Source organism: Sphingomonas sp. (assembly GCF_025353885.1).
Taxonomy (GTDB): Bacteria; Pseudomonadota; Alphaproteobacteria; order Sphingomonadales; family Sphingomonadaceae; genus Sphingomonas_O.
Map to the genome: position 1 here is coordinate 20,673 of NZ_JANXNX010000101.1, position 21,805 is coordinate 42,477.

Below are 21,805 nucleotides of genomic sequence, written 5' to 3' on the forward strand. Positions count from 1 at the left end.
AGCACAGGCTAGGGTCTCCGGCGGATGGAGATGCCAGCCTGCGCCGGCATGACGAACTGTTGGTTTAGCTGCTGGCTTTGACATCACCACGCGTATCGCGACGCTCGGCAATCCGTGCCGATTTGCCGCGACGACCGCGCAGATAGTAAAGTTTCGCACGACGAACGGCACCCTTGCGGACGACCTCGATCGAATCGATGTTCGGCGAATAGAGCGGGAATACGCGCTCTACGCCTTCACCGAATGAAATCTTGCGAACAGTGAAGCTCGATCCCATGCCGCGGTTTGAACGGGCGATGCAGACGCCTTCGTAATTCTGGACACGAGTGCGCTCACCTTCGACGACGCGGACGCCGACTTTAAGTGTGTCGCCGGGCCGGAATTCAGGAATGGCGCGCTTTGCAACGTGCTTGGCAATGTTTTCGGCTTCGATCGTCTGGAGGAGGTTCATGCCCTCGGTCCCTTCTTCTTTTCGTGCGCGCCAGAGGGCGACTGGACCCGAGCGTCGATATGACGCTCCCAAAGATCCGGCCGCCGTGACCGTGTATCGGTTTCGGACATCGACTTTCGCCACGCCAAAATCGCCGCATGATCCCCCGATCGCAACACTTGCGGGATCATCCGTTCCTCCCATATCGCAGGGCGGGTGTACTGCGGGTATTCCAAAAGCCCTGTTTCAAAGCTCTCTTCATCCCCACTGGAAGCCGCGCCCATTACGCCGGGAAGCAGTCGGATGCAAGCATCGAGCAGCACCATCGCGCCGAGTTCGCCACCCGACAGGACAAAGTCGCCGATCGAGACCTCTTCAACGTCACGCGCCTCAAAGATGCGCTCGTCGAAACCTTCGAACCGCCCGCACAGAATGATCACTCCGGGGCTGCTTGCGAGCGCCCGAACGCGAGCCTGAGTGAGCGGAGCCCCGCGCGGGGTCATTGCGACCACAGGAGCGTCCGGGTGAGCCATGCAGGCATGATCGATTGCGCTGGCGAGAACATCGACCCGCAACACCATACCAGCCCCGCCGCCCGCCGGCGTGTCGTCCACTGAACGGTGTTTGTCGGTAGCGAAATCGCGGATCTGCACAGGTGTGCAGGACCAAATGTTTTCGGAAAGTGCGCGCCCGGCGAGCGACGTGCCAAGTAGGCCGGGAAACATTTCTGGATAAAGGGTCAGGATTTGCGCCGCGAAAGTCATGGCCGACCGACCGCCACATAGCAGACAAGCCCTGAAACGACACCGACAACGCCAAGGGCCGCCAACATCAGAGCGCCCAATTTTCCACCTCTAAACCCGGCACATCGGCGAAGTCCGCCTCATTGTTCGTCACGACAATTGCCCCAACGCTCAACGCGTGGGCCGCGAGCAACCGGTCGAACCGTGCGCGTTTGAATGGCAAGCGCGCGTATTCGCGTGCGGCGGCTTCGTCGAACTCAATGATCGGGATGACGCTCACAAAAGCATCCAGCACATCCTGGCGCGGAGGCTTGCCATTCCAGGTGCCAAGAGCGACCTCGGCAAAGCTGATTGCCGAGATCGCGACATCGTCCGGATAACAGGAGGCAAGACGCTGGTTGAGGAGCGAGTCAGCCTCGCCCCCCATTGAGTAGATCGCAAGACCGGAATCGATCAGATACCGCGTCAATTGCCCAACAGCGCCTTGCGTCGGGCAATGGCGCTTGGGCGCTCCTCGAAGTCTTCGCGAGGCGCAGCCTTGAAACCAGGCATTTTTCCGGCGAACCCACTGACATCAATCTTGCGCTTCGGAGCGACAGCGGGTTGCACCCTGAACGACATCGGAGCCTCCATCACCATGCGAACTTCGGTGCCTTCGGGAATGCCAAGACCTTTCGGGAGGCGCAGGGCAACTGAATTACCGGACTTGAATGTTTTGCCGAGATATTCGTCGTTCATCACATCGTCCGTATACACGCGATGTATATACTAGACAGCAAAGTCTGTGTCAATCACCACGTGCTCCCCCCATTCGGGCACCGCTTCCAGGTTCATGGGGACCATGAAGCGTTTACCGTTGGGATGCTCGATTTCCAGCACGTCGCCCGCGCCGAAGTTTTCGATGGCGATCACGCGGCCGAGGTCTTCGCCGTCGCCGCTAACGCAGGGTAAGCCGATCAGGTCGGTGTGGTAATATTCACCCTCGGGCAGCGGCGGCAGCGAGTCGCGGGGCACGGTCAGCTCGGTTCCGCGCAGGCGTTCAGCCGCCGTGCGGTCGGGAATTTCGGCAAAGCGGGCGATCGCGCCATTACTGCCGTGGCGAAGCGATTTCAGCGTGAAGGCACCGCCATTGAAACTGGCGTGCGCCTTCAGGCTGGTTTCGTCTTCGGCAAAGATCTTCAACCGGACCTCCCCGCCCACGCCATGCGCGCCGATAATCGCGGCGAGGGTGACGGAGCGGGGGGCGGTCAAGATCAGGCTTGGGTCGGGGTTGGTTCGACTTCGGCCTCACCCTCGGCAGGAGCGGTCGCGCTCTCACCGATCGGCGCTGCGGGTGCGGCATCGACGGCACCCTCTGCAGGAGCTTCGGCCGAAACACCCGCGTTGACTGGCTCAACGTCAGGCGTCGCCTCAACAACCGGAGCTTCGTCGACCGGCGCAGCTTCGGCAACTGAAGCTTCGTCGGCGACCGGCGCTGCGACTTCAGCAGCCGGTGTTTCTTCGACAGCAGGAGCGGCCTCTGCAACCGGCGCTCCTTCGACGACAGCTTTGGTGACCGGAACCGCTTCGACTTCGGCAACCGGCTCTTCAGCGACGACTTCTGGCTCAGGAGCAGGTACCGCAGCGGCAGCAGCGGCGGCTTCAGCGGCATCGGCGATGCGCTTTTCGTTCTCTTCCTTGCGCTCGACGGCCTTCTCGCCGGGCTTGCCCTTGTTCGGGTTGTTGCGGGCAGCACGTTCCAGAACGCCCGCCGCATCAAGGAAACGGGCAACGCGATCGGTTGGCTGCGCGCCGACGCTCAGCCAATGCTTCGCACGCTCGGTGTCGAGCACCACGCGCTTTTCGTCGTCCTTGGCGAGCAGCGGGTTATAGCTGCCGATCCGCTCGATAAAATTACCGTCGCGTGGCGAACGGACATCGGCAACGATGATGCGGTAATAAGGGCGCTTCTTCGAACCACCGCGCGACAAACGAATTGCAACTGCCATCTGTATTTCCTTGGTTAAATTACATTGATATCTAAAAACTACTTGCGCGGAAAGCCGGGGGGCATCCCGCCGCCGCCGAGCATCCCGGCCAGCCCGCCCAGGCCACCACCGCCAGCGCCACCGCCGCCCATCATGCCCATCAGCGCCTTCATGCCGCCCATCTTCCTAAGCTTTTTCATCGCGGTCGCCATTTCCTGATGCATTTTCAGGAGTTTGTTAACGTCCTGCACCGTGGTGCCCGACCCCTTTGCGATCCGGATTTTCCGCTTGGCCTGAAGCAGTTCGGGCCGCGCGCGTTCCTTTGCCGTCATCGACCCGATCATGGCATCCATATGAACCAGCATCTTGTCGTTGACCGCGCCCGAGGCCATTGCTTGCTGCGCCTTCTTCATGCCGGGTATCATGCCCGCCAACGCACCTAGACCGCCCATTTTCTGCATCTGAGCGAGCTGCTGGCGAAGGTCATTTAGGTCGAACTGACCCTTTGCCATCTTGGCAGCCATCGCCTCGGCATCTTCGACCTCAATGCTCTCGGCGGCGCGCTCGACCAGGGAGACGACGTCGCCCATGCCAAGAATACGGCCCGCGACCCGGCTCGGGTGGAACAACTCCAACCCGTCAAGCTTCTCGCCTGTACCGACAAATTTGATCGGCTTGCCGGTAACGGCCCGCATCGATAGCGCCGCACCACCGCGCGCATCGCCGTCCATGCGGGTCAGAATAACGCCGGTCAGCGGAACCTGATCGGTAAAGCTTTTCGCAACGTTGACGGCGTCCTGCCCGGTCAGCGCATCGACAACGAGCAAAGTCTCGGCAGGCGAAGCCACGTCCGACACGGCCCGCATTTCATCCATGAGCGCCTGGTCGACGTGCAGACGGCCCGCGGTATCGAGCATCAGAACGTCATAGCCTTGCAACTTGGCTGCGTTCAGCGCGCGACGTGCAATCTCGACCGGCTGCTGGCCCATGACCACGGGCAATGTCGCCACGCTGATCTGCGTGCCGAGGATCGCCAACTGCTCTTGCGCCGCCGGACGATTGACGTCGAGCGATGCCATCAGAACCTTTTTGCGGTCCTTTTCGGTCAGGCGCTTGGCAATCTTGGCAGTTGTCGTCGTCTTGCCCGATCCCTGCAAGCCGACCATCATGATGATCGCTGGCGGGGTTACGCCGAGTTCCAGATCGACCGTATCGCTGCCCAGCATGTCGACCAGCGCATCGTTGACGATCTTGACGACCTGCTGGCCGGGCGTGATCGAGCGCAGGACATTCTGTCCGACCGCCTTTTCGGTCACGCTATCAACAAACGAGCGCACTACCGGGAGCGCAACATCGGCCTCTAGCAGGGCAATCCGCACCTCGCGCATCGCGGCGCGAACATCGGCTTCGTTCAGCGCGCCGCGACCACGCAATGCGGCAAAGACACCGCCCAGGCGATCGCTCAGCGAATCAAACATAAACCGTTCAAACTCCAACGCAAAAAACGCCAGCGGACGAAACCTCGTCGGCTGGCGCGCATCCTCGGATGCCGTTCAATACGATGCCACTAGGCGAAACGGCCTTTCTGGTCAACGCCATGCCCGCCGTTTAATATGTTCTTCACCGGTCTTGGTTAAGGACGACGTTCGGAATTTACCTGGGGGGCCGAACGAAGTGACCAAGGCGATTGCCTATACCGCGAACTCGAAGTCGCGCACCATCAATGCGCGTAACGATGTGCTTACGGGCGGATTTGTGGTCGCCGCGCTCATCATGTTCGTCGGTACGGGCAGCCAGGTCGTCTCCAGCATCCTCGATGCGATATCGGGCGTCGGGGGCGGCGTCGACCGGATGTTGTCGATCGCCCTGATCTTGAACATTGCGCTGATCATGTTTGGATGGCGACGTTACCGCGACCTGTCGGACGAAATATCCGAACGCGCCACCGCCGAACTGCGCGCCACGACGCTGGCCCTGCGCGACCCCCTTACCGGATTCTACAACCGCCGCGCGCTGGCCGAACAGGGCGCAGAACTGCTCGCGAAAACGCTCAGGCGCCAGAAGTCGCTAGCCATGCTGATGCTCGACCTCGACCATTTTAAAAACGTCAACGACGTCCACGGCCACGCCATCGGCGATGCCCTGCTGAAATGCGTGGCTGCCGAAGTCGCCAAGCTGATGCCGCCATCGGCCATTGCCGCCCGCCTCGGCGGCGATGAATTCGCGTGCATGTTCGCCTATGACGGCGGCAATCCGGAAATCGTCGAACATGTGGCGCAGGCCATCGTGTCGCGGCTTGCGCTGCCCTTCGATGCCGACGGTGCGCACGTCCACATCTCGGTATCGCTCGGCATCAGTTTTTCGGACAGCGGCTGCGAGACCATCGATGCCATGACCCGCCGCGCCGACATCGCCATGTATGCGGCCAAGCATCAGGGTCGTAATCGCTACGCTTGGTTCGATGTTTCGATGGAACGCGAGATGCAGGCGCGGAACGATGCCGAAATGGGGCTGCGGATCGGTATTCCAAAGGGCGAATTCGTGCCCTATTTCGAACAGCAGATCGACCTGACGACAGGGCGGCTACACGGTTTTGAGATGCTGGCACGCTGGGACCATCCGACCAAAGGGCTAATTCTGCCAGACCAGTTCATCTGCGTCGCCGAAGATACCGGCATGATCGCCGATCTGTCGATGTCGGTCATGCGACAGGCGCTAGTCGAGGCGCGCAACTGGGACCCGTCAATCTCGATCTCGGTAAACATCTCGCCGACCCAGCTGAAGGACCCCTGGCTTGCGCAAAAGCTGGTGAAGCTGCTGACCGAAACCGGATTTCCGCCCACTCGGCTCGAAGTCGAGATCACCGAGACATCGCTGTTCGAAAATCTGGCCCTCGCCCAGTCAATTGTGGGAAGCCTTAAAAACCAGGGCATCAAGCTGGCGCTCGACGATTTCGGCACCGGCTATTCGTCGCTCGCCCATCTTCGAGCGCTGCCGTTCGATCGCATCAAGATCGACAAGAGTTTCATCACATCGATCATCGACAATCCCGAAAGCGCGGCCATCGTTAACGCGATCACGCGACTTGGCGATAGCCTTGGCCTGCCCGTCACCGCCGAGGGCATCGAGGATGCCGCCATCGAGGAACGCTTGCGCCAATTGGGGTGCCACAAGGGGCAGGGCTGGCTTTATGGCCGCCCGCTGCCCATCCCGCAGGCGCGCGCGCTGCTCGCCGAAAGGAACCTGCTGCCCAGCGCCCGCGCCTCGCTGGCCGAGCCGAAAATGGCGGGCGAAACCATCGTCCAGCCCGTTCGCCGCGTCGGCTAAGTGGACTTGCGGGCCGCGCGTCCCTAAATCGCGCTGCCTATGACCGACCGATTTCACAAGATGCACGGCCTCGGCAACGACTTCGTAGTGATCGACGCGCGTGAAAACGCGGTGGCGATGACCCCTGCCCGCGCCCGGTCGATTGCCGACCGGCGACATGGGATCGGCTGTGACCAGCTCATCCTTCTGGGACCTGCCGACAACGCCGACGCCAGCATGCAAATTTTCAACGCCGATGGCAGCGAGGCCGAGGCGTGCGGCAATGCCTCGCGGGCGGTGGCACTGCTGATCGGGAAACGCGCCGAACTGCTGACGGTCGGCGGGCGCATTGTAGTCGAACCTTCTGCTGGCGGGGCGACTGTCGAGATGGGATTTCCGCATTTTGAATGGAGCGACATTCCGTTGGCCTATGCGATGGACACCGCCGCCATGCCCGTAGGGTGGGAGGATTTGCACGACCCCATCGCGGTTAATGTAGGTAACCCGCACGTAATTTTCTTCGTGGAGGACTGCGATGCTGTCGCACTCGAACGGCTAGGACCATTGATTGAACACGACCCGCTTTTCCCCCATCGGATCAACGTCAATATCGCGTCGGTCACCGGACCGAATACGCTGAAGCTGCGCGTCTGGGAGCGTGGGGCAGGAATTACCCGTGCCTGCGGCACCGGGGCCTGTGCAACCGCGGTCGCTGGGATCCGCGGCAAGCGCGTTGTCTCACCAGTCGCCGTAACATTGCCCGGCGGTGTCCTGACGGTCGCATGGGCGCCGGGTGAGCAGATCGTCATGACCGGCCCCGCGACCCATGTCTTCATAGGCGAAACCGACTGGGCGCGGTTCGGCTGATGGGGGTGGAGATTCACAATTTCGGCTGTCGGCTGAACATTGCCGAGGGCGAAGCGATCCGGCTGGCGGCGGCCGGCGCCGGGCAGATGACGATCATCAACAGCTGTGCGGTGACCAACGAAGCCGTCCACAAGGCGCGAGCTGCCGTGCGGCGTGCGGCCCGGTTACGACCCGATGCGCGGATCGTGGTGACCGGCTGTGCGGCGCAGATTGAACCGGCGCGTTTTACAGCTATGCCCGAGGTTTCCGCTGTGATCGGCAACCGGGAAAACGGTCGCCTGCTGCCTATGTGGGGCCGGGCGTGGTCGGCGACATCTTTGCCCCCGCTCCCCTGCTCGCCCCCGTCGTCAGTGGCCGGGATCATGCGCGGGCCTTCGTCGAGGTCCAGACCGGGTGCGACCATCGCTGCACATTCTGCATCATCCCGTTCGGACGCGGCAACAGCGCCTCGGCTCCGGCGGCAGCTGTGGTCGCGGCGGTTCGCGCGGCGGTCGATCGGGGCCAGCGTGAGGCGGTGCTGACCGGGGTGGACTTGACCAGCTATCAGGGGGGTCTCGGATCGCTGGTCCGACACATCCTGGACGAGGTTCCCAAGCTCGCCCGCCTACGGCTATCGTCGCTCGACCCGGTCGAAATCGACCCGCTGCTGTTCGAACTGCTGACGACCGAACCCCGGATGATGCCGCATGTTCATCTCTCGTTACAGGCTGGCGATGACATGATCCTGAAGCGGATGAAGCGCCGACATTCGCATGGGCAGGCGATCGAATTGGTGCAGCGGCTGAAGGCAGCACGGCCCGCGATCGCGATCGGGGCCGACATTATCGCTGGCTTCCCGACCGAGGACGATGCGATGTTCGCCAACAGCCTTGCGATGGTCGAGGAGTGTGACATCGTGTTTGGCCACATCTTCCCGTTCTCGCCGCGTCAGGAAACGCCTGCCGCGCGGATGCCGCAGATCTTGCCGGGCGTCGCGCGGGGCCGGTCGGCGGCGTTGCGCGGGGCAGTGGGCGTTCGCAGGGCGGCGTGGCTGGCGGGGTTGGTCGGCACCGAGCAGCACGTGCTGGTCGAGCGCGACGGCATCAGTGGCCATGCCGAAAACTTCGCGCCGGTAGTGCTGTCCCCCGCTGCACCCGGTAGTATCGTCACCGTGCGTATTGCCGCGAGCGATGGTGAACGGCTCATGGAAACTGCACGATGACCGAAATTTCGTGGACGCAGAAGCTGGCCAACGGGCTAAAGCGGACGTCGTCCAGGCTGACCGACAACCTTGGCGGGCTGCTCGGAAGTGACCGGCTGGACAAGGCAACCCTGGACGACGTCGAGGATGCACTGATCGCATCCGACCTCGGCCCCGCAACCGCCGGACGGATCCGCGACCGCCTGACCGATGCCCGCTTTGACCGAGGCGTTGATGAAAAAGCGGTGCGCGCGGTGATGGCCGACGAGATTGCCCGGGTGCTGAGGCCGGTCGCCAAGCCGCTGCGGATCGACGCTTTTCCAAGGCCGCAGGTGATCCTGGTCATCGGGGTGAACGGGTCGGGCAAGACGACCACCATCGCCAAGCTGGCGCACCTGTTCCTCGAACAGGATTACGGCGTGATGCTGGCGGCAGGCGATACGTTCCGCGCCGCCGCCATCGGTCAGCTGCGCGTCTGGGCGGAGCGGCTGGGCGTGCCGATCGTCACGGGGCCAGAGGGCGGCGACGCGGCGGGGGTGGTGTTCGACGCGGTGAAGCAGGCGACTGCGACGGGCATCGACGTGCTGATCGTCGACACCGCCGGGCGGTTGCAGAACAAGCGTGAACTGATGGACGAACTGGCCAAGGTCCGCCGTGTGTTGGGCCGCCTGAACCCCGCCGCGCCGCATGACGTGGTGCTGGTGCTGGACGCGACGACCGGGCAGAACGCCTTGTCGCAGATAGAGATTTTCAGGCAGGTCGCGGGCGTGACCGGCCTGGTCATGACCAAGCTGGACGGCAGCGCCCGCGGTGGCGTGCTAGTGGCGGCGGCGGAAAAATTCGGACTGCCGATCCATGCCGTCGGAGTCGGCGAGACCATCGACGACCTGCGCCCGTTCGATGCCGATGAACTGGCGCGGGCCATTGCCGGAGTAACAAGTTGACCGAGACTAAACCGCATCCCGGCTGGACGCTGGCGATCGACTATGGCCCGCTGGTCGTATTTTTCCTGGGCGTGAAGTTCGGCGGCGTCTTTGCTGCAACCGGACTTTTTATGATCGCGATCGTACTGGCCCTCTTAATTTCGAAGTTCAAGCTGGGCCGGGTTTCGCCGATGCTGGGGCTTTCGGCGATATTGGTCGTCGGGTTCGGTGGGCTGACTTTATACTTTCACGACATCCGCTTTATCCAGCACAAGCCGACCGTGATATACTTGCTCCTTGGCGGACTGCTAATGGCGGGTTGGCTGATGGGACGGCCATTACTGAAATATGTTCTTGAAGCAGGCTATGATGGACTGACCGACAAGGGGTGGATGATCCTGTCGCGGAACTGGGCCTGGTTTTTCATTGCAATGGCCGCAATCAACGAAATTCTGGTATTTTACCTCACGCCTGAAATGTGGATCACTGTAAAAGTCTGGGGCGGAATCGCCCTTTCTTTCCTGTTCGCACTGGCCAACGTCCCCGTTATGACCAAACACGGGTTCGGCGACACACCGACCGTGGTGCCGCCCGAAGGTTAGAGTCACAGAAATCGCAGTAAATGGGCAATAAAATTGCGTGGACGCAGGGTGAGGTCAAGGAACCGGGAGCGGGAATAGGGCGACGGGTTGCTGTAGGACAGCGTTTTCCCCTTACCCCGGCCCTCTCCCTCGAAGGGGAGAGGGCCGGGGTAAGGTTTATTGGTCCGCGCGTGAGGCGCCCTGGCCGTCGAGGTTCTGGGCGACGAAGTCCCAGTTGATGATGTTGCCAAGCACCGTCTCGGCATATTTCGGGCGGGCGTTGCGATAGTCGATGTAATAGGCGTGTTCCCACACATCGAGGACCAGCAGCGGCTTTGGTCCCGCATCGGCCGGCGTGTCGGCGTCGTGGAGCGAGGTGATCGCCAGTTCGTCGCCGTCCAGAACCAACCACGCCCATCCGCTCGCGAAATGGCCGACGGCTTCTTTCACCAATGATTCGACCAGCGCGTCGGTCGAGCCGAACTTCGCGTCGATCAATGCGGCGAGCTTGCCGCCTGGCTGCTGGCCGGAGGGGGCCAGGCATTGCCAGAAAAAGCTGTGGTTCCAGATTTGCGCGGCATTGTTGAACAGGCCCTTGTCACCGGCGGCACGCGCGGCGGCGATCGTTTCGATCAGCGAAATTTGCGCCCCGCCCTTTTCAGCGATCAGTGAATTGGCCTTGTCGACATAGGCCTTGTGATGCTTGCCGTGATGATAATCGAGCGTCTCGCCCGACATATGCGGGTTGAGGGCATCACGGTCAAACGGAAGCTCTGGCAGGACGAACGACATAAAATCTCCGAAAACTAAAGTGAATAACGCGGTAATAACGCGCAGATTGGACAGATCGACGCGTTAATTCGCCGATTTTTTCTCCAGGAGTCCGTGTCGTCGCAGGCAATGGCGTAACTGATCGTAACTCAACGACAAAGCCCGGGCGGCGTCGCGCTGGTTGAACCGGCAACGCGCCAGCGTCGCTTCCAGGATCGCGCGTTCATGGGCATCGACGGCGGCGCGCAGGTCGCTGACGCTGGCGAGCGTTGTCGCTGTGGCCGATCCGGGCACCGTTTCGGCAACCAGGCGTAGCGGCGCACCCGGGGGGTCGGAGCCAGCGGCAGCAGCAGCGTCAAGAGGACGCCACGGCGAGGCGAACGGATCGAATTCGATGCGGTCGACGGGCAGGTCGGGCGTGTCCCAGCGATAAACCGCGCGTTCCACGACGTTGCGCAGTTCGCGGACGTTGCCGGGCCAGCCATGCCCCTGTAATTCGCGATGCGCGTCGTTCGAGAATCCGGGCCAGCGCTCCCAACCGATTTCCGACGCCATCCGCCGCCCGAAATGATCGGTCAGCACGCGCACGTCGCCTTCGCGCGCGCGCAACGGCGGCAGGGTCAGCACTTCGAACGCCAGCCGGTCGAGCAAATCGGCCCGAAAACGCCCCTTGTCGACCAGGGCGGGTAGATGTTCGTTGGTTGCCGCGACGATCCGGACGTCGACCCGCACGGGGTTGTTGGCACCGATCCGCGTGACCTCGCCATATTCGACCGCACGCAACAGGCGCTCCTGGGCGGCGGCGGACAGCGTGGCCAGTTCGTCGAGGAACAGCGTGCCCCCGTCGGCCTCTTCAAAGCGCCCGGCCCGCGCCCGCGTCGCGCCGGTAAACGCCCCGGCCTCATGCCCGAACAATTCAGCCTCGATCAGGCTTTCGGTCAGCGCCGCGCAGTTCATCGTGACGAGCGGCCCTGCCCAGCGCGGACTGAGGCGATGAAGCCGCTCTGCGACCAGCTCCTTGCCCGTGCCGCGTTCGCCGATGATCAGTACGGGCCGGTTCAGCGCGGCGGCGCGACTGGCACGTTCGATACTGTCGAGAAAGGCTCCCGATTCACCGACGAAGGATTCGTTCCGTTCCATTTTCAATAAATAGCGATATTCACCATTGTTTAGCAAACCATTTAAGTGATGAGATGAGGAAAACCGCAGGTTTCAGCCATTTTCGAAACTGGCACGGTCCGTGCAAAGTCATTCACATTCCGACGAAGGGTTCGCCGGAAGCCAGATCAAGCCAAATTCAGGGAGACTTACAATGATCAACACAGCAACACTCGGAAACGCCGCTACCGCACTCGTTGGAGCCGCATTCTTCAGCATCGCCGTCGCGGGCATCGCCGTGCCATCGGCGCACGCCGCCCCCGCTGGTTTCCGGCAGTCGGTCCAGGCCAGTATCGACAACACGATGCGCCTGCCCGCCACTCGCGGCCAGGGTGTCGCCACCGTCGCCATCTCGATCGATGCCAACGGCATGGTGAACGACGCCAATCTGGTAAATTCGAGCGGGGTTGCCAGTTTCGACCGTGAAGCCGTCCGCACCGCCCGCGCCGTCAGCTATCCTGCCACTGGCAAGTCGCGCACGATTGCCATGGTCCTGGGCTTTAACCAGCCCGCGAGTGCCATCCAGATTTCGCAAGGCAAACGGCTGGTCGAAGCCTATCGCACCGACCGCCGCCAGTTGCTTGCAGACAAGACGACGGCTCAGCCGGCTGGCTGAGCTATCGGGTCCGGGGCGGAAAGGCTAATCCCCTTGCCCAGCCCGCCCCGGCCAACGACAATGACGACCAACAAGAACAAGCCTTCGGGAAGCACGCACACAGGAGTTATGAGCATGGGTATTTTTTCCCGCACGCTGGACATCTTCGCCGCCAACATGACCGACATGCTGGACAAGGCCGAAGACCCCGCCAAGATGATTCGCATGATCATCATCGAGATGGAGGAAACGCTGGTCGAGACCCGCGCGTCCGCCGCTCGCCTGATCGCCGACCAAAAGGAAATGCGGCGGCACATCACCAAATTGTCCGCGCTGGAAGCCAATTGGGAAGAAAAGGCCGAGTTGGCCTTGTCGAAAGGCCGCGAGGACCTTGCCAAGGCAGCACTTGTCGAGCGGCAGAAGGCGACCGATTTGGCCGATCAGCTGACCGGTGAAATCGCCACGCTGGATGAATCGCTGCGGTCGTCCGAACAGGATATCGCCAAGCTGCAGACCAAGCTGCGCGAGGCCCGGGCACGCCAGAACGCCATCGCCACCCGCATCGAAACCGCCAACACCAAGTTGCGGGTTCGAGAGGCCTATGCCGGCGAACGCGCACAGGACGCCTTTTCCCGCTTCGAACTGCTGGAACGACGTGCCGACCTTGCCGAGGGACGTGCCGATGCCGCCGCCCTGGCCGGGGAGCCAAAATCGTTGGACGAAGAAATCGCCGAACTGAAATCCGCCGAAAAGGTCGACGCCGCGCTTGCCGCGATGAAGGCCAAATCCGCAACCAAGGAAGTCTGACATGGAAGACGTACTTGTTCCCATACTCGTTGTTGGGATGCTGTTCATCGGGCTGCCCTGGCTGGTTTTCCACTACATCACCAAGTGGAAGCAGGCGAAAACGCTGACCATCGACGATGAAAATCTGCTCGACGACATGCACGATACCGCACGCCGACTGGAGGAGCGGGTGATCACGATCGAACGGATCCTGACCGCCGAGAACCCCAACTGGAAAATGCACGGCTAACGCCACATCCTCATCAGGAGACCTGTCATGACTGCACGTCGTACTTCATTCTACCTCGACAAACAGAACGCCAAATGGCTGGGCGTCTGTTCGGGAATTGCCGAATATACCGGACTGGAACGGACCTGGGTCCGGGTCGGCGCGGTCCTGCTGACGATCATGGGTGGCTTTCCATGGACGCTGATCGCGTATCTGGTCACCGCCTGGGTCGCCAAGCCGAAACCAATGGGGCTGTACGACAACGCCGAGGATGCCAAGTTCTGGCAGGGCGTGCGCCAGTCGCCAGCACGATCGACCCGTGATGTTCGCGCCAAATTCCGCGATATCGACCGCCGGCTGGCCGATGTCGAAACGCACTATACCAGCCGCAATTCGAGCCTGGCCAACGAGATCGACAGCCTGCGCTGACGCCTCCGTCACCCCGGCCTGCGCCGGGGTGACGAAATGTTGCCATAGTCAAAACAGGGAATCTACCGATGAACCTTTGGGAAATGATTGTCGTCGTCGTGGTGATCGGGGCCATCGTGAAGATGTATCTGGCCCGCCATGGCATTACCGAGGATCGCCACGGCAACCGGATCGCGCTGCATAGCGACCCCGATGCGGACCGGCTGCGCGAGGAGGTCCGCGCGTTGAAGGAGCGCCTGGCCGTGCTGGAACGGATCGCCACTGACAACAACCGCGCCGTCGATCTGGATCGTGAAATCGACCGGCTGCGTTGAGGAGACAGGCAGATGGATAACCTTATGCTGTATTTCGGAATGGCGCTGACGGCGTTGGCTGGGCTGGCGATCCTGTCACTGGTCGGGCTGCGCGCCTTTGCCGGATGGCTCGACTACAAGCGCGCGGAACTGGCGATCGGGCAGGACCGGGGTGCGGGGGGAGCGACCGCCAGCACCTTTGCCCGGATCGACATTGCCGACATGAAGGAACGCCTCCGCAAGCTGGAAGCAATCGCGGCAGGGGTGGATATTTGATATCAAAGGTCTAAGGCGCGGGCCATGCCCGTGCCCCAGCTCTCCGACATTCTGGCCGAATATGAATTTCTCGACGGTGACGATCGTTATCGCCTGCTGATCGACCTGGGTCGCGACCTGGAACCGATGCCCGATCCGTTGAAAACCGATGCGACGCTGGTGCGCGGGTGTTCGGCCAGCGTCTGGGTCTATCCGACGCGGAGCGACGATGGGCGGCTGCATTTCCTGGCCGATTCGAATGCTGCGATCACCAAGGGAATCATCGCGCTGGTGCTGGCGACGGTGCAGAACGAGACCCCCGAGGCCATCGTCGCAATCGACATCCAGGACGCGCTGGCCCCCTTTAACCTGAAGGCGCAGTTGAGTTCAAACCGGACGCAGGGAATTCCCAACATGATCGCCCTGATCCGTTCCACTGCCGAGCGATTGGTGGCATAGCGGGGCGATGCGCACACCCGCCGCCCTCGCCGCTGTCCTGGCCGTCGCTGCGGCACCCGCCGACCTGCTGACGATCGCGGGGCAGGCGTTTCCGCAGGCCGACATACTGGACGCGCGCGCGATTGCCGACGGCGCGGGCATGCCCAACATCTATGTGACCATGACTCCCACGGCGGCCGCGCGGCTGGCGGCGCTCAGTTCAGCAAACCTCGGCAAGCCGATCCCGATCGCGGTCGGTGGCGCGGTGCTGGTCAACCCGGTCGTGCGCGAGGTGATCACCGGTGGCGCGATCGAGATTTCGGGCGTCGGCAATTTCGCGGCGGCGGTTGCGATGGCAAAACGCATTTCGGGCAAGGACCCACTGCCCGAAAGCACCGACGAGTAGCCATTCGGTCAGCAGCATCAACCGGCTGTGGCGCGGCGATCTTCGGCGGTGCGCAGGACGTCCCATGCCGCCTGAATGCTGCGAAACCTGTCGGCGGCGACGGGGTCGTTCTGCTTGATATCAGGGTGGTTGGCCTTGGCCAGCCGCCGCCACGCCCCACGCGCATCCTCAAACGTCGCATCATTGTCGAGTTCCAGGATACCGAGCGCGCGCATCTCGTCGCGTGACCGGGTGCCGTCGCCCGGGCCGCCCCAGCCATAATGCGACGCGGCCTGGTAGGCGGTGGCGTCGCGCGTTTCCTCGGCCTCGCGCGCGGCGGCATCCTCGGCGCTCAACCCTTCGAAATAATTCCATCCGCGGTTGTATTCAGCGGCATGCGCCTCGCAGAAATACCAGCGTTCGGGGCTGTTCGGCGATTTCGGGGCGGGTCTGTCGCCCTTGTTCTCGCAATTATGCCGGTCGCACAGCTTGACCGCGGTCGCTTCGCTCGACGTGCCATAGCCGCGCCAGCGTGGAAAACCCCAGTCGAGATTGCGTGAAGAACGTGTCATCGAACGGTATCTAGGGTGCGCCCGCCCGAAACGCCACATCGCCCTTTCGCAATTCTGAAATCATATGGTAAACGCCGATTCATGAACGGGGGGACCATGAACGGAGGATCGCAAGTGGTCGGGCTTTGGCCCCATCGAAAATCCGAGGGACCGGTCGAACAGGACGTGCTGGACCTGTCGCCCACCGATATTTTCGAGGACGATCTGGTGGCCCCGCCGCGCGACTGGGGGCGCAGCATCGGTGCCGTTCTTTGCGTCATCGCGGCGCTGACGTGGGTGTTGTTCTTGGTCGTAACGCACGTTCCGGGCTGGCTGGCGGCAACGCCGGGCGCTGAGGCACTGGCGACCTTCGTTGCGCTCGGCTCCGCACCGCTCGCGTTGATCGCGATCCTCTATGGCCTGATCATGCGTGGCAGCCGGGCCGAGGGGAGCCGGTTCGAGAAAATCTCCGCCGGGCTGCGGATCGAGAACGAACGGCTGGAGGCGACCCTGTCGCGGGTCATGCACAACCTGATGCAACAGCGCGAGACGCTGAGCGAAACCAACGAACAACTGTTGTCGATGGGCGAGGATGCCACCCACCGGATCCGCGACCTGGGTCAGGCGATGAACAGCGACGTCGACATGATCGCGCGCCATACGCAGGCGCTGCGCCATTCGGCATCGACCGCGCGCGCCGACGTCGCGGTGCTGCTGAGCGACTTGCCGAAGGCGCAGGTCGAGACGCGCGAGATGGTCGTGTCGCTGGAACGCGCCGGGCTTGCGGCGCATGAACAGGTCGGGCGGCTGGACGCGCAACTGTCGGCGCTGGCCGCACGCGGGCGCGAAGCCGATGAGATCGCCGGGGGGGCCGCGCAGAAACTGGCAGCGCACCTCGGCCGGATTGAAGGCGTCAGCACCACCGCCGGTGCCCGACTTGCCGCAGCCGCGACGACGATGACCGATGCCGTCGACGTCGCGCTCGACCATGCCGCGCGCGCGGGCGACGCCGCGCGACAGAGCATGGAAGCCCAGGGCGCGGCGATGATCGCACTGGCTGACCAGGCGCAGGCGGCGCTGGCCCGCACCGGCACCAATGCAGCGCACGCCATCGCCACGCGGATCGACGACGCAGGCGAGCGGGTCGAGGCGATGGGTGCGCTGCTGGCGAGTCAGGCCGACGCCACCGGGCACTTGCTGTCCGCCCTGCGAGAGGGGCTCGACGGACTCGATGGCCGGTTCGCCGCGCTTGATGAAACCGGCACGGCGCGCAGCGAACGGCTGGCGGCTACGCTGGCCGCACTGTCGGATCATGCGGGCACGCTGACCGGGGCGCTGGAGCGGGGCACCAGCACCGCTGATGGGCTGATCGGGCGGACCGAGACGCTGATGACCGCGCTGGATGCCACCACGCGGGAGATCGACGAGACCCTGCCCGCCGCGTTCGATCGTCTGGACCAGCGGGCATCGGCCAGCCGTGATGTCGTAGCGCGAACCGCGCCCGAGGTCGAGGCACTGGAACGCAATGCCGGGTCCGCGCTCGACCGCCTGATGGAGGCAGAAGCGCTGCTCGCCAAGCAACGCGCGATGCTCGATGATTTCGTCGCGCACACCGACAGCCGGTTGGGCACGACGACGGATACTGCCCGGGCGCTGCTGGGTGAAATCGAGAAGACCGACGAAGCCGCACGCGAACTGGCCAACGGGGCAAGCGGGCAGTTGGTCGAGGCACTCGTCCGGGTCCGCGAAACCGCGCAGGCTGCCGCCGACCGCGCGCGCGATGCCATCGGTCGCGTCATTCCCGAATCCGCGGAGAAAATGGCGAACGCGAGCCGCGAAGCGCTCGCCACCACGATCACCGAACAGGTCGAAATTCACATTGCCCAGCTCGGCACGACCGCCGAACGTGCGCTGGAAACCGCGCACAAAGCCAGCGACCGGCTGATGCGCCAGATGCTGACGATCGCCGACACCAGCGCCGCCGTCGAAACGCGCATTGCCGAGGCGCGGGCCGAAGTTCAGGACAGCGATCGCGACAATTTCGCGCGTCGTGTCGCCCTGCTGATCGAATCGTTGAACTCGACCGCCATCGATGTCACCAAGATCCTGTCGAACGAGACGACCGACGCGGCCTGGGCGGCCTATTTGCGTGGCGACCGCGGGGTTTTCACCCGGCGAGCCGTCCGGTTGCTGGATGCGGGCGAAGTCCGCGAGATCGTGCGCCATTATGACGGCGAGGCCGAATTCCGCGAGCAGGTCAACCGCTACATCCACGATTTCGAGGCGATGTTGCGCAACGTGCTGGCAACCCGCGACGGGTCGGCGCTGGGCGTGACCCTGCTGTCGTCGGACATGGGCAAGCTGTATGTGTCGCTGGCGCAGGCGATCGAGCGGTTGCGGGCTTAGGTCGTCGCTAAGAACGGCTTATAGTCGATCTCGGTCCGACCGCTCTTGTGAGGAGCATTCAAATAGCGGACGCTGTAAGTTCAACTGGTGGACGGGGCTGACAATGCAGAAAGCTTATATATTGGCAGCACTGCTGCTCGGCGCATCCGCACAAGGACAGGCCGAGCGTCCGACGGCTGTCCAGGCGCGAGCCGAGCGTTATATCATCGAAAGTGAACACCAGTGGGCGGAATCAGTCGCAACAAACGATGCGTTTGTCGTCAAGCGCATTCTTGCCGAAGATTTCGTCTGGGTTCTGGATGGTAAGGTGCTGAACAAGGCTCAGGCTGTACAGTTTGCAAAGGAAGGCCCGGGAGATTTCGTATCCAATCATCCCGATTATGTGAATGTCCGGTTCTTCGGTCCCGACACCGCAGTCGCACAGGGGAGCGAGACCTGGACGAAGAAAAGTCCAGCCCGCCGCGGTCGTTTTGTATGGACAGACACGTGGATCCGACGAAATGGCAAATGGCAGATCGTTGCTGCCGAAGATGATGTGATACCGATCGGCCACTGAAGCCTGCTGCTGACAGGAAAAGGGGGCAGCTTCCAACGGCCGATATCTGGCGTAGGCGGACTGGCCGGTTTCGTGGGGCTGAAGGGTCAGCCGCCTCCTCGTTCACTCAAGGACAATTCCAAACGGCACTTCCACTCAACTCATGCCGGCTTGAACAGGGTAAGCTGGTCGATACCCAGCCAGCCATAGGTATAGTTCGCATAGAACAACCCAAACAGGAACGTCGCCAGGATCGTCATGCCGACCAGCACGCGCTTCGGGCGGAAATTGGCGGGTGCACTCTCCACCTGCCCCGGCGTTTTCTCGATGCCGAGTTCGTCGGGCGTCTTCACCCCGAACGGCAGGATGACGAACGCGCTCATCACCCAGAACAGGACGTAGATGGCGAGCGCGGACTTCCAGTTCATATGCCTTGCCCTCGCCTCAGACCTTGACCACCAATACCTCGATCACCGGCTTTTTTCCGGTCCAGCGCGTTGCGGTCTTACGGACCGCCAGGCGCACGGCTTCGCGCACACGATCGGGCTCGCGTTCCTTGCGCGCGGCGGCTGCGGCATCGTCGCAGGCCTCCAGCGTGAAAGCCTCGCGGTCTTCCTCGACGGGCAGGCCCTGGATGCGGACTTCGGGGGTGCCGCGCAACTGGCCGTCAGCACCGATGGCGACCGCGACCGAAACCACGCCGTTGACCGAAATCCGGCGGCGCTCGTTGATCGTGATACCCTCTGCCGCCAGGATGACATCGCCATCGAGCAACAGGCGACCGGTGCGTTCATGACCGATGATCTTCGGACCATTGGGAGCAAGCCGCACGACGTCGCCATTGGACTGGACGATCGATTTGGGGATGCCCTGCTCTAGCCCGAAGCGTGCCTGTTCGGACATGTGACGCCGTTCACCGTGGACGGGGATCAGCATTTCCGGGCGAATCCAGTCATACATGACCGCCAGTTCGGGACGACCGGGATGGCCCGACACATGGACGTGCGCCTGCTTCTCGGTGACCATGAGGATGTCCTTGCGCGCGAGCGCATTCTGGATGCGGCCGATCTGAACTTCGTTGCCGGGAATCTGCTTTGACGAAAAGATGACGGTGTCGCCTTCGCTCATCTTGATCTGATGCTGGTCGAAGGCGATGCGGGCGAGCGCGGCGCGCGTTTCACCCTGTCCGCCCGTCGCGATGATCAGCGATTTGTGGCCGGGCAGCTTCATCGCGGAGTCGAAATCGACGGTCTCGGGGAAATCCTTCAAATAGCCGTTGGCGCGTGCGGCTCCGATGATCTTGTCGAGCGAACGGCCCGCGACGGTCAGGGTCCGGCCACTGGCCTTGGCGACCTGGCCCAGCGTGGCGAGGCGCGCCGCGTTCGAGGCAAAACTGGTGACGACGACGCGACCCTTGGCCGCGGCAACGGCCTTCAACAGGCCCTCGCGGACGCTGCCTTCGGTGCCCGATGCCTCGTCGTTGAAGGCGTTCGTGGAATCGCAGACGAGCGCGAGGATGCCGCGATCGCCGATCGCCTTCATCTCGTCTGCATTGGCGGGCGTCCCCATGACCGGGTCGTCGTCCAGCTTCCAGTCGCCGGTGTGGAAAACCCGGCCATAGGGCGTGTTGACGATGACCGCGTCCATGTCGGGAATCGAATGCGACAGGCGGACAAGTTCGATCTCGAACGGCCCGAGGTTCAGTTTGGCGCCGGGCTTCATGATGTTCAGCTTGACCTGCTTGGCGATTCCCTCCTCCTCCAGCTTGCCCTTGATGAGCGTGGCGGTGAACGGATTGGCATAAAGCGGCACGCCAAGGTCGGCGGCGAGATACGGGATCGCGCCGATATGGTCCTCATGCGCGTGGGTCAGGACGATGCCCACCAGGTCCTTGCGCCGTGCTTCGATGAATTCGAGATCAGGCAGGACGAGGTCGATGCCGGGATAGTCGGCGCCCGCAAACGTCAGGCCGAGGTCGATCATCAGCCATTTGCCGTCGCAACCGTACAGGTTGACGTTCATGCCGATTTCGTCCGACCCGCCAAGCGCGAGGAAAAGCAGTTCTTTGCCGGGTTTTGTCAAAATTATTGGGTTCTTTCTGAGAATTTATCGGCCAGCGCCGCAGGTCATTGCGCGCCTTAGCACGAAGATCGACGGTTGGGGCGAAATGATGAAATAGGGTCGGGTTTATCGTTTTGCGAGGGATTTCCACATGATTGCCAGTCCGCGGATCGTCAGGTCGGGTTCGATCATATCGAAGACCTGGCTGTGGCGTTCGAACAAGGTCGCCAGCCCGCCCGTCGCGATGACCCTTACCGGACGCCCGACCTCTGCCTTGATGCGCGCGGTCAACCCCTCGATCAGGCCGATATAGCCCCAGTAAATGCCGATCACCATCTGCTCCTCAGTCGTGCGGCCGATGACCGACGTGCTGTCCGGGGTTTCGATGGCAATGCGCGGCAGCTTGGCGGCGGCGGCGACGAGCGCGTCCAGCGACAGGTTGATTCCGGGGGCGATGATCCCGCCCTTGTAAGCGCCGGTATAATCGATGACGTCGAAGGTGGTCGCGGTGCCGAAATCGATGACGATCAGGTCGCCTTCGTGCAACGCATGGGCGGCAATGGTGTTGACGACCCGATCGGCACCGACGGTCGAAGGTTCGACAACATCGAGATGGATGCCCCATTCGAGCGGCGCGCGACCGGCAACCAGCGGGGTTGTTCTGAAGTATTTTTCCGACAGAACCACGAGGTTGTGGAGGGCGCGGGGCACGACGGTCGCGATGACGACCGCTTCGACGACCTCCGTCTTGTGACCCGTGAGTTGCATCAATTGCGAGAGCCAGACGGCATATTCATCGGCGGTGCGGCGCGGGTCGGTCGCGATCCTCCACCGCGCGACGATGGCTTCGCCGTCGACAAGCGCGAAGACCACATTGGTGTTACCGGCGTCGATGGCAAGCAGCATAATTGGCCTT

The 21,805-nt window shown here is 62.6% G+C and carries 26 protein-coding genes and 2 pseudogenes; 15 read left to right on the forward strand and 13 right to left on the reverse strand.

The genetic code is table 11. From position 1 onward, the window contains the following. Window positions 1-64: 64 nt before the first annotated feature. The 7 genes and pseudogenes from rplS to ffh all read right to left on the reverse strand — a co-directional run bounded on the left by rplS (window position 65) and on the right by ffh (window position 4,618). On the reverse strand, window positions 65-451 hold the full coding sequence (gene rplS, locus Q0R02_RS10775) for a 50S ribosomal protein L19 (RefSeq protein ID WP_293883384.1): 387 nt from the start codon (window positions 449-451) through the stop codon (window positions 65-67). After that, on the reverse strand, window positions 448-1,194 hold the full coding sequence (trmD, locus tag Q0R02_RS10780) for a tRNA (guanosine(37)-N1)-methyltransferase TrmD (protein ID WP_293883387.1): 747 nt from the start codon (window positions 1,192-1,194) through the stop codon (window positions 448-450). The genes rplS and trmD overlap by 4 nt, the downstream gene beginning before the upstream one ends. Window positions 1,195-1,261: 67 nt before the next feature. Continuing rightward, on the reverse strand, window positions 1,262-1,642 hold the full coding sequence (locus Q0R02_RS10785) for a type II toxin-antitoxin system VapC family toxin (protein WP_293883390.1): 381 nt from the start codon (window positions 1,640-1,642) through the stop codon (window positions 1,262-1,264). Next, entirely contained in the window at window positions 1,639-1,911 is a 273-nt protein-coding gene (locus tag Q0R02_RS10790) for an AbrB/MazE/SpoVT family DNA-binding domain-containing protein (protein WP_293883392.1), read from the reverse strand. The genes Q0R02_RS10785 and Q0R02_RS10790 overlap by 4 nt, the downstream gene beginning before the upstream one ends. A gap of 30 nt (window positions 1,912-1,941) precedes the next feature. Further along, window positions 1,942-2,424 (reverse strand): ribosome maturation factor RimM, encoded by a 483-nt coding sequence (gene rimM / locus Q0R02_RS10795; protein WP_293883395.1) that lies wholly within the window; start codon window positions 2,422-2,424, stop codon window positions 1,942-1,944. A gap of 350 nt (window positions 2,425-2,774) precedes the next feature. Further along, window positions 2,775-3,161, reverse strand: a pseudogene (gene rpsP / locus Q0R02_RS10800) (30S ribosomal protein S16); the annotation flags it as partial. A gap of 38 nt (window positions 3,162-3,199) precedes the next feature. Continuing rightward, complete coding sequence (gene ffh / locus Q0R02_RS10805) at window positions 3,200-4,618, reverse strand: signal recognition particle protein (RefSeq protein WP_293883397.1); 1,419 nt, start codon at window positions 4,616-4,618, stop codon at window positions 3,200-3,202. Window positions 4,619-4,814: 196 nt separating this feature from the next. Between ffh and Q0R02_RS10810 the strand changes: the two genes are divergently transcribed. The 5 genes and pseudogenes from Q0R02_RS10810 (at window position 4,815) to Q0R02_RS10830 (ending at window position 10,018) form a co-directional block, all read left to right on the forward strand. Further along, complete coding sequence (locus Q0R02_RS10810; protein WP_293883399.1) at window positions 4,815-6,467, forward strand: EAL domain-containing protein; 1,653 nt, start codon at window positions 4,815-4,817, stop codon at window positions 6,465-6,467. A 39-nt stretch (window positions 6,468-6,506) separates the two neighbouring features. Further along, window positions 6,507-7,313 carry a diaminopimelate epimerase gene (gene dapF, locus Q0R02_RS10815; protein ID WP_293883402.1) on the forward strand — a complete coding sequence of 269 codons (807 nt, stop codon included), beginning with the start codon at window positions 6,507-6,509 and terminating at the stop codon, window positions 7,311-7,313. Then, window positions 7,313-8,514 (forward strand): annotated as a pseudogene (locus Q0R02_RS10820) (MiaB/RimO family radical SAM methylthiotransferase). Before dapF ends, Q0R02_RS10820 begins: the two are co-directional and overlap by 1 nt. Beyond that, a complete protein-coding gene (ftsY, locus tag Q0R02_RS10825) occupies window positions 8,511-9,437 on the forward strand; it encodes a signal recognition particle-docking protein FtsY (protein WP_293883404.1) in 927 nt (308 codons plus the stop codon). Before Q0R02_RS10820 ends, ftsY begins: the two are co-directional and overlap by 4 nt. Beyond that, window positions 9,434-10,018, forward strand: coding sequence for an inner membrane-spanning protein YciB (locus tag Q0R02_RS10830; protein WP_293883407.1), 585 nt, complete (start codon window positions 9,434-9,436; stop codon window positions 10,016-10,018). Before ftsY ends, Q0R02_RS10830 begins: the two co-directional genes overlap by 4 nt. Window positions 10,019-10,174: 156 nt before the next feature. On the opposite strand, the gene Q0R02_RS10835 is transcribed toward Q0R02_RS10830, so the two are convergent. Both Q0R02_RS10835 and pspF read right to left on the reverse strand, forming a co-directional pair. Next, a complete protein-coding gene (locus Q0R02_RS10835) occupies window positions 10,175-10,789 on the reverse strand; it encodes a superoxide dismutase (protein WP_293883410.1) in 615 nt (204 codons plus the stop codon). Window positions 10,790-10,852: 63 nt separating this feature from the next. Beyond that, the gene (gene pspF, locus Q0R02_RS10840) at window positions 10,853-11,908 is read right to left on the reverse strand and encodes a phage shock protein operon transcriptional activator (RefSeq protein WP_293883413.1); all 1,056 of its coding nucleotides are present in this window, start codon (window positions 11,906-11,908) and stop codon (window positions 10,853-10,855) included. Window positions 11,909-12,080: 172 nt separating this feature from the next. Here pspF and Q0R02_RS10845 point away from each other — a divergent pair, with 172 nt between their 5' ends. From Q0R02_RS10845 to Q0R02_RS10880, 8 genes are all read left to right on the forward strand, one after another. Further along, the gene (locus Q0R02_RS10845) at window positions 12,081-12,542 is read left to right on the forward strand and encodes an energy transducer TonB (protein ID WP_293883416.1); all 462 of its coding nucleotides are present in this window, start codon (window positions 12,081-12,083) and stop codon (window positions 12,540-12,542) included. 114 nt (window positions 12,543-12,656) lie between these two features. Beyond that, window positions 12,657-13,328: a phage shock protein PspA gene (pspA, locus tag Q0R02_RS10850; protein ID WP_293883419.1), complete on the forward strand. Its 672-nt coding sequence runs from the start codon at window positions 12,657-12,659 to the stop codon at window positions 13,326-13,328. Between the two features lies 1 nt (window position 13,329). Beyond that, on the forward strand, window positions 13,330-13,557 hold the full coding sequence (gene pspB, locus Q0R02_RS10855) for an envelope stress response membrane protein PspB (protein WP_293883422.1): 228 nt from the start codon (window positions 13,330-13,332) through the stop codon (window positions 13,555-13,557). A gap of 27 nt (window positions 13,558-13,584) precedes the next feature. Next, window positions 13,585-13,965 (forward strand): envelope stress response membrane protein PspC, encoded by a 381-nt coding sequence (pspC, locus tag Q0R02_RS10860; RefSeq protein WP_293883425.1) that lies wholly within the window; start codon window positions 13,585-13,587, stop codon window positions 13,963-13,965. Window positions 13,966-14,033: 68 nt separating this feature from the next. Beyond that, a complete protein-coding gene (locus Q0R02_RS10865; protein WP_293883428.1) occupies window positions 14,034-14,279 on the forward strand; it encodes a hypothetical protein in 246 nt (81 codons plus the stop codon). Between the two features lie 12 nt (window positions 14,280-14,291). Further along, complete coding sequence (locus tag Q0R02_RS10870) at window positions 14,292-14,534, forward strand: hypothetical protein (RefSeq protein WP_293883430.1); 243 nt, start codon at window positions 14,292-14,294, stop codon at window positions 14,532-14,534. A 24-nt stretch (window positions 14,535-14,558) separates the two neighbouring features. Then, the gene (locus tag Q0R02_RS10875) at window positions 14,559-14,972 is read left to right on the forward strand and encodes a SufE family protein (RefSeq protein WP_293883432.1); all 414 of its coding nucleotides are present in this window, start codon (window positions 14,559-14,561) and stop codon (window positions 14,970-14,972) included. Window positions 14,973-14,979: 7 nt separating this feature from the next. Continuing rightward, the gene (locus Q0R02_RS10880) at window positions 14,980-15,357 is read left to right on the forward strand and encodes a hypothetical protein (RefSeq protein WP_293883434.1); all 378 of its coding nucleotides are present in this window, start codon (window positions 14,980-14,982) and stop codon (window positions 15,355-15,357) included. 17 nt (window positions 15,358-15,374) lie between these two features. Here Q0R02_RS10880 and Q0R02_RS10885 read toward each other — a convergent pair whose 3' ends face one another. Continuing rightward, window positions 15,375-15,908, reverse strand: coding sequence for a J domain-containing protein (locus Q0R02_RS10885; RefSeq protein WP_293883436.1), 534 nt, complete (start codon window positions 15,906-15,908; stop codon window positions 15,375-15,377). A 96-nt stretch (window positions 15,909-16,004) separates the two neighbouring features. Between Q0R02_RS10885 and Q0R02_RS10890 the strand changes: the two genes are divergently transcribed. Then, entirely contained in the window at window positions 16,005-18,293 is a 2,289-nt protein-coding gene (locus tag Q0R02_RS10890) for a hypothetical protein (protein ID WP_293883438.1), read from the forward strand. 103 nt (window positions 18,294-18,396) lie between these two features. Further along, a complete protein-coding gene (locus Q0R02_RS10895; RefSeq protein ID WP_293883440.1) occupies window positions 18,397-18,849 on the forward strand; it encodes a nuclear transport factor 2 family protein in 453 nt (150 codons plus the stop codon). A gap of 140 nt (window positions 18,850-18,989) precedes the next feature. On the opposite strand, the gene Q0R02_RS10900 is transcribed toward Q0R02_RS10895, so the two are convergent. From Q0R02_RS10900 to Q0R02_RS10910, 3 genes are all read right to left on the reverse strand, one after another. Then, window positions 18,990-19,256 carry a DUF1467 family protein gene (locus tag Q0R02_RS10900; RefSeq protein WP_293883442.1) on the reverse strand — a complete coding sequence of 89 codons (267 nt, stop codon included), beginning with the start codon at window positions 19,254-19,256 and terminating at the stop codon, window positions 18,990-18,992. Window positions 19,257-19,272: 16 nt separating this feature from the next. After that, a complete protein-coding gene (locus tag Q0R02_RS10905) occupies window positions 19,273-20,850 on the reverse strand; it encodes a ribonuclease J (protein ID WP_293883470.1) in 1,578 nt (525 codons plus the stop codon). Between the two features lie 165 nt (window positions 20,851-21,015). Further along, window positions 21,016-21,795: a type III pantothenate kinase gene (locus Q0R02_RS10910; RefSeq protein WP_293883444.1), complete on the reverse strand. Its 780-nt coding sequence runs from the start codon at window positions 21,793-21,795 to the stop codon at window positions 21,016-21,018. Window positions 21,796-21,805 lie beyond the last annotated feature (10 nt).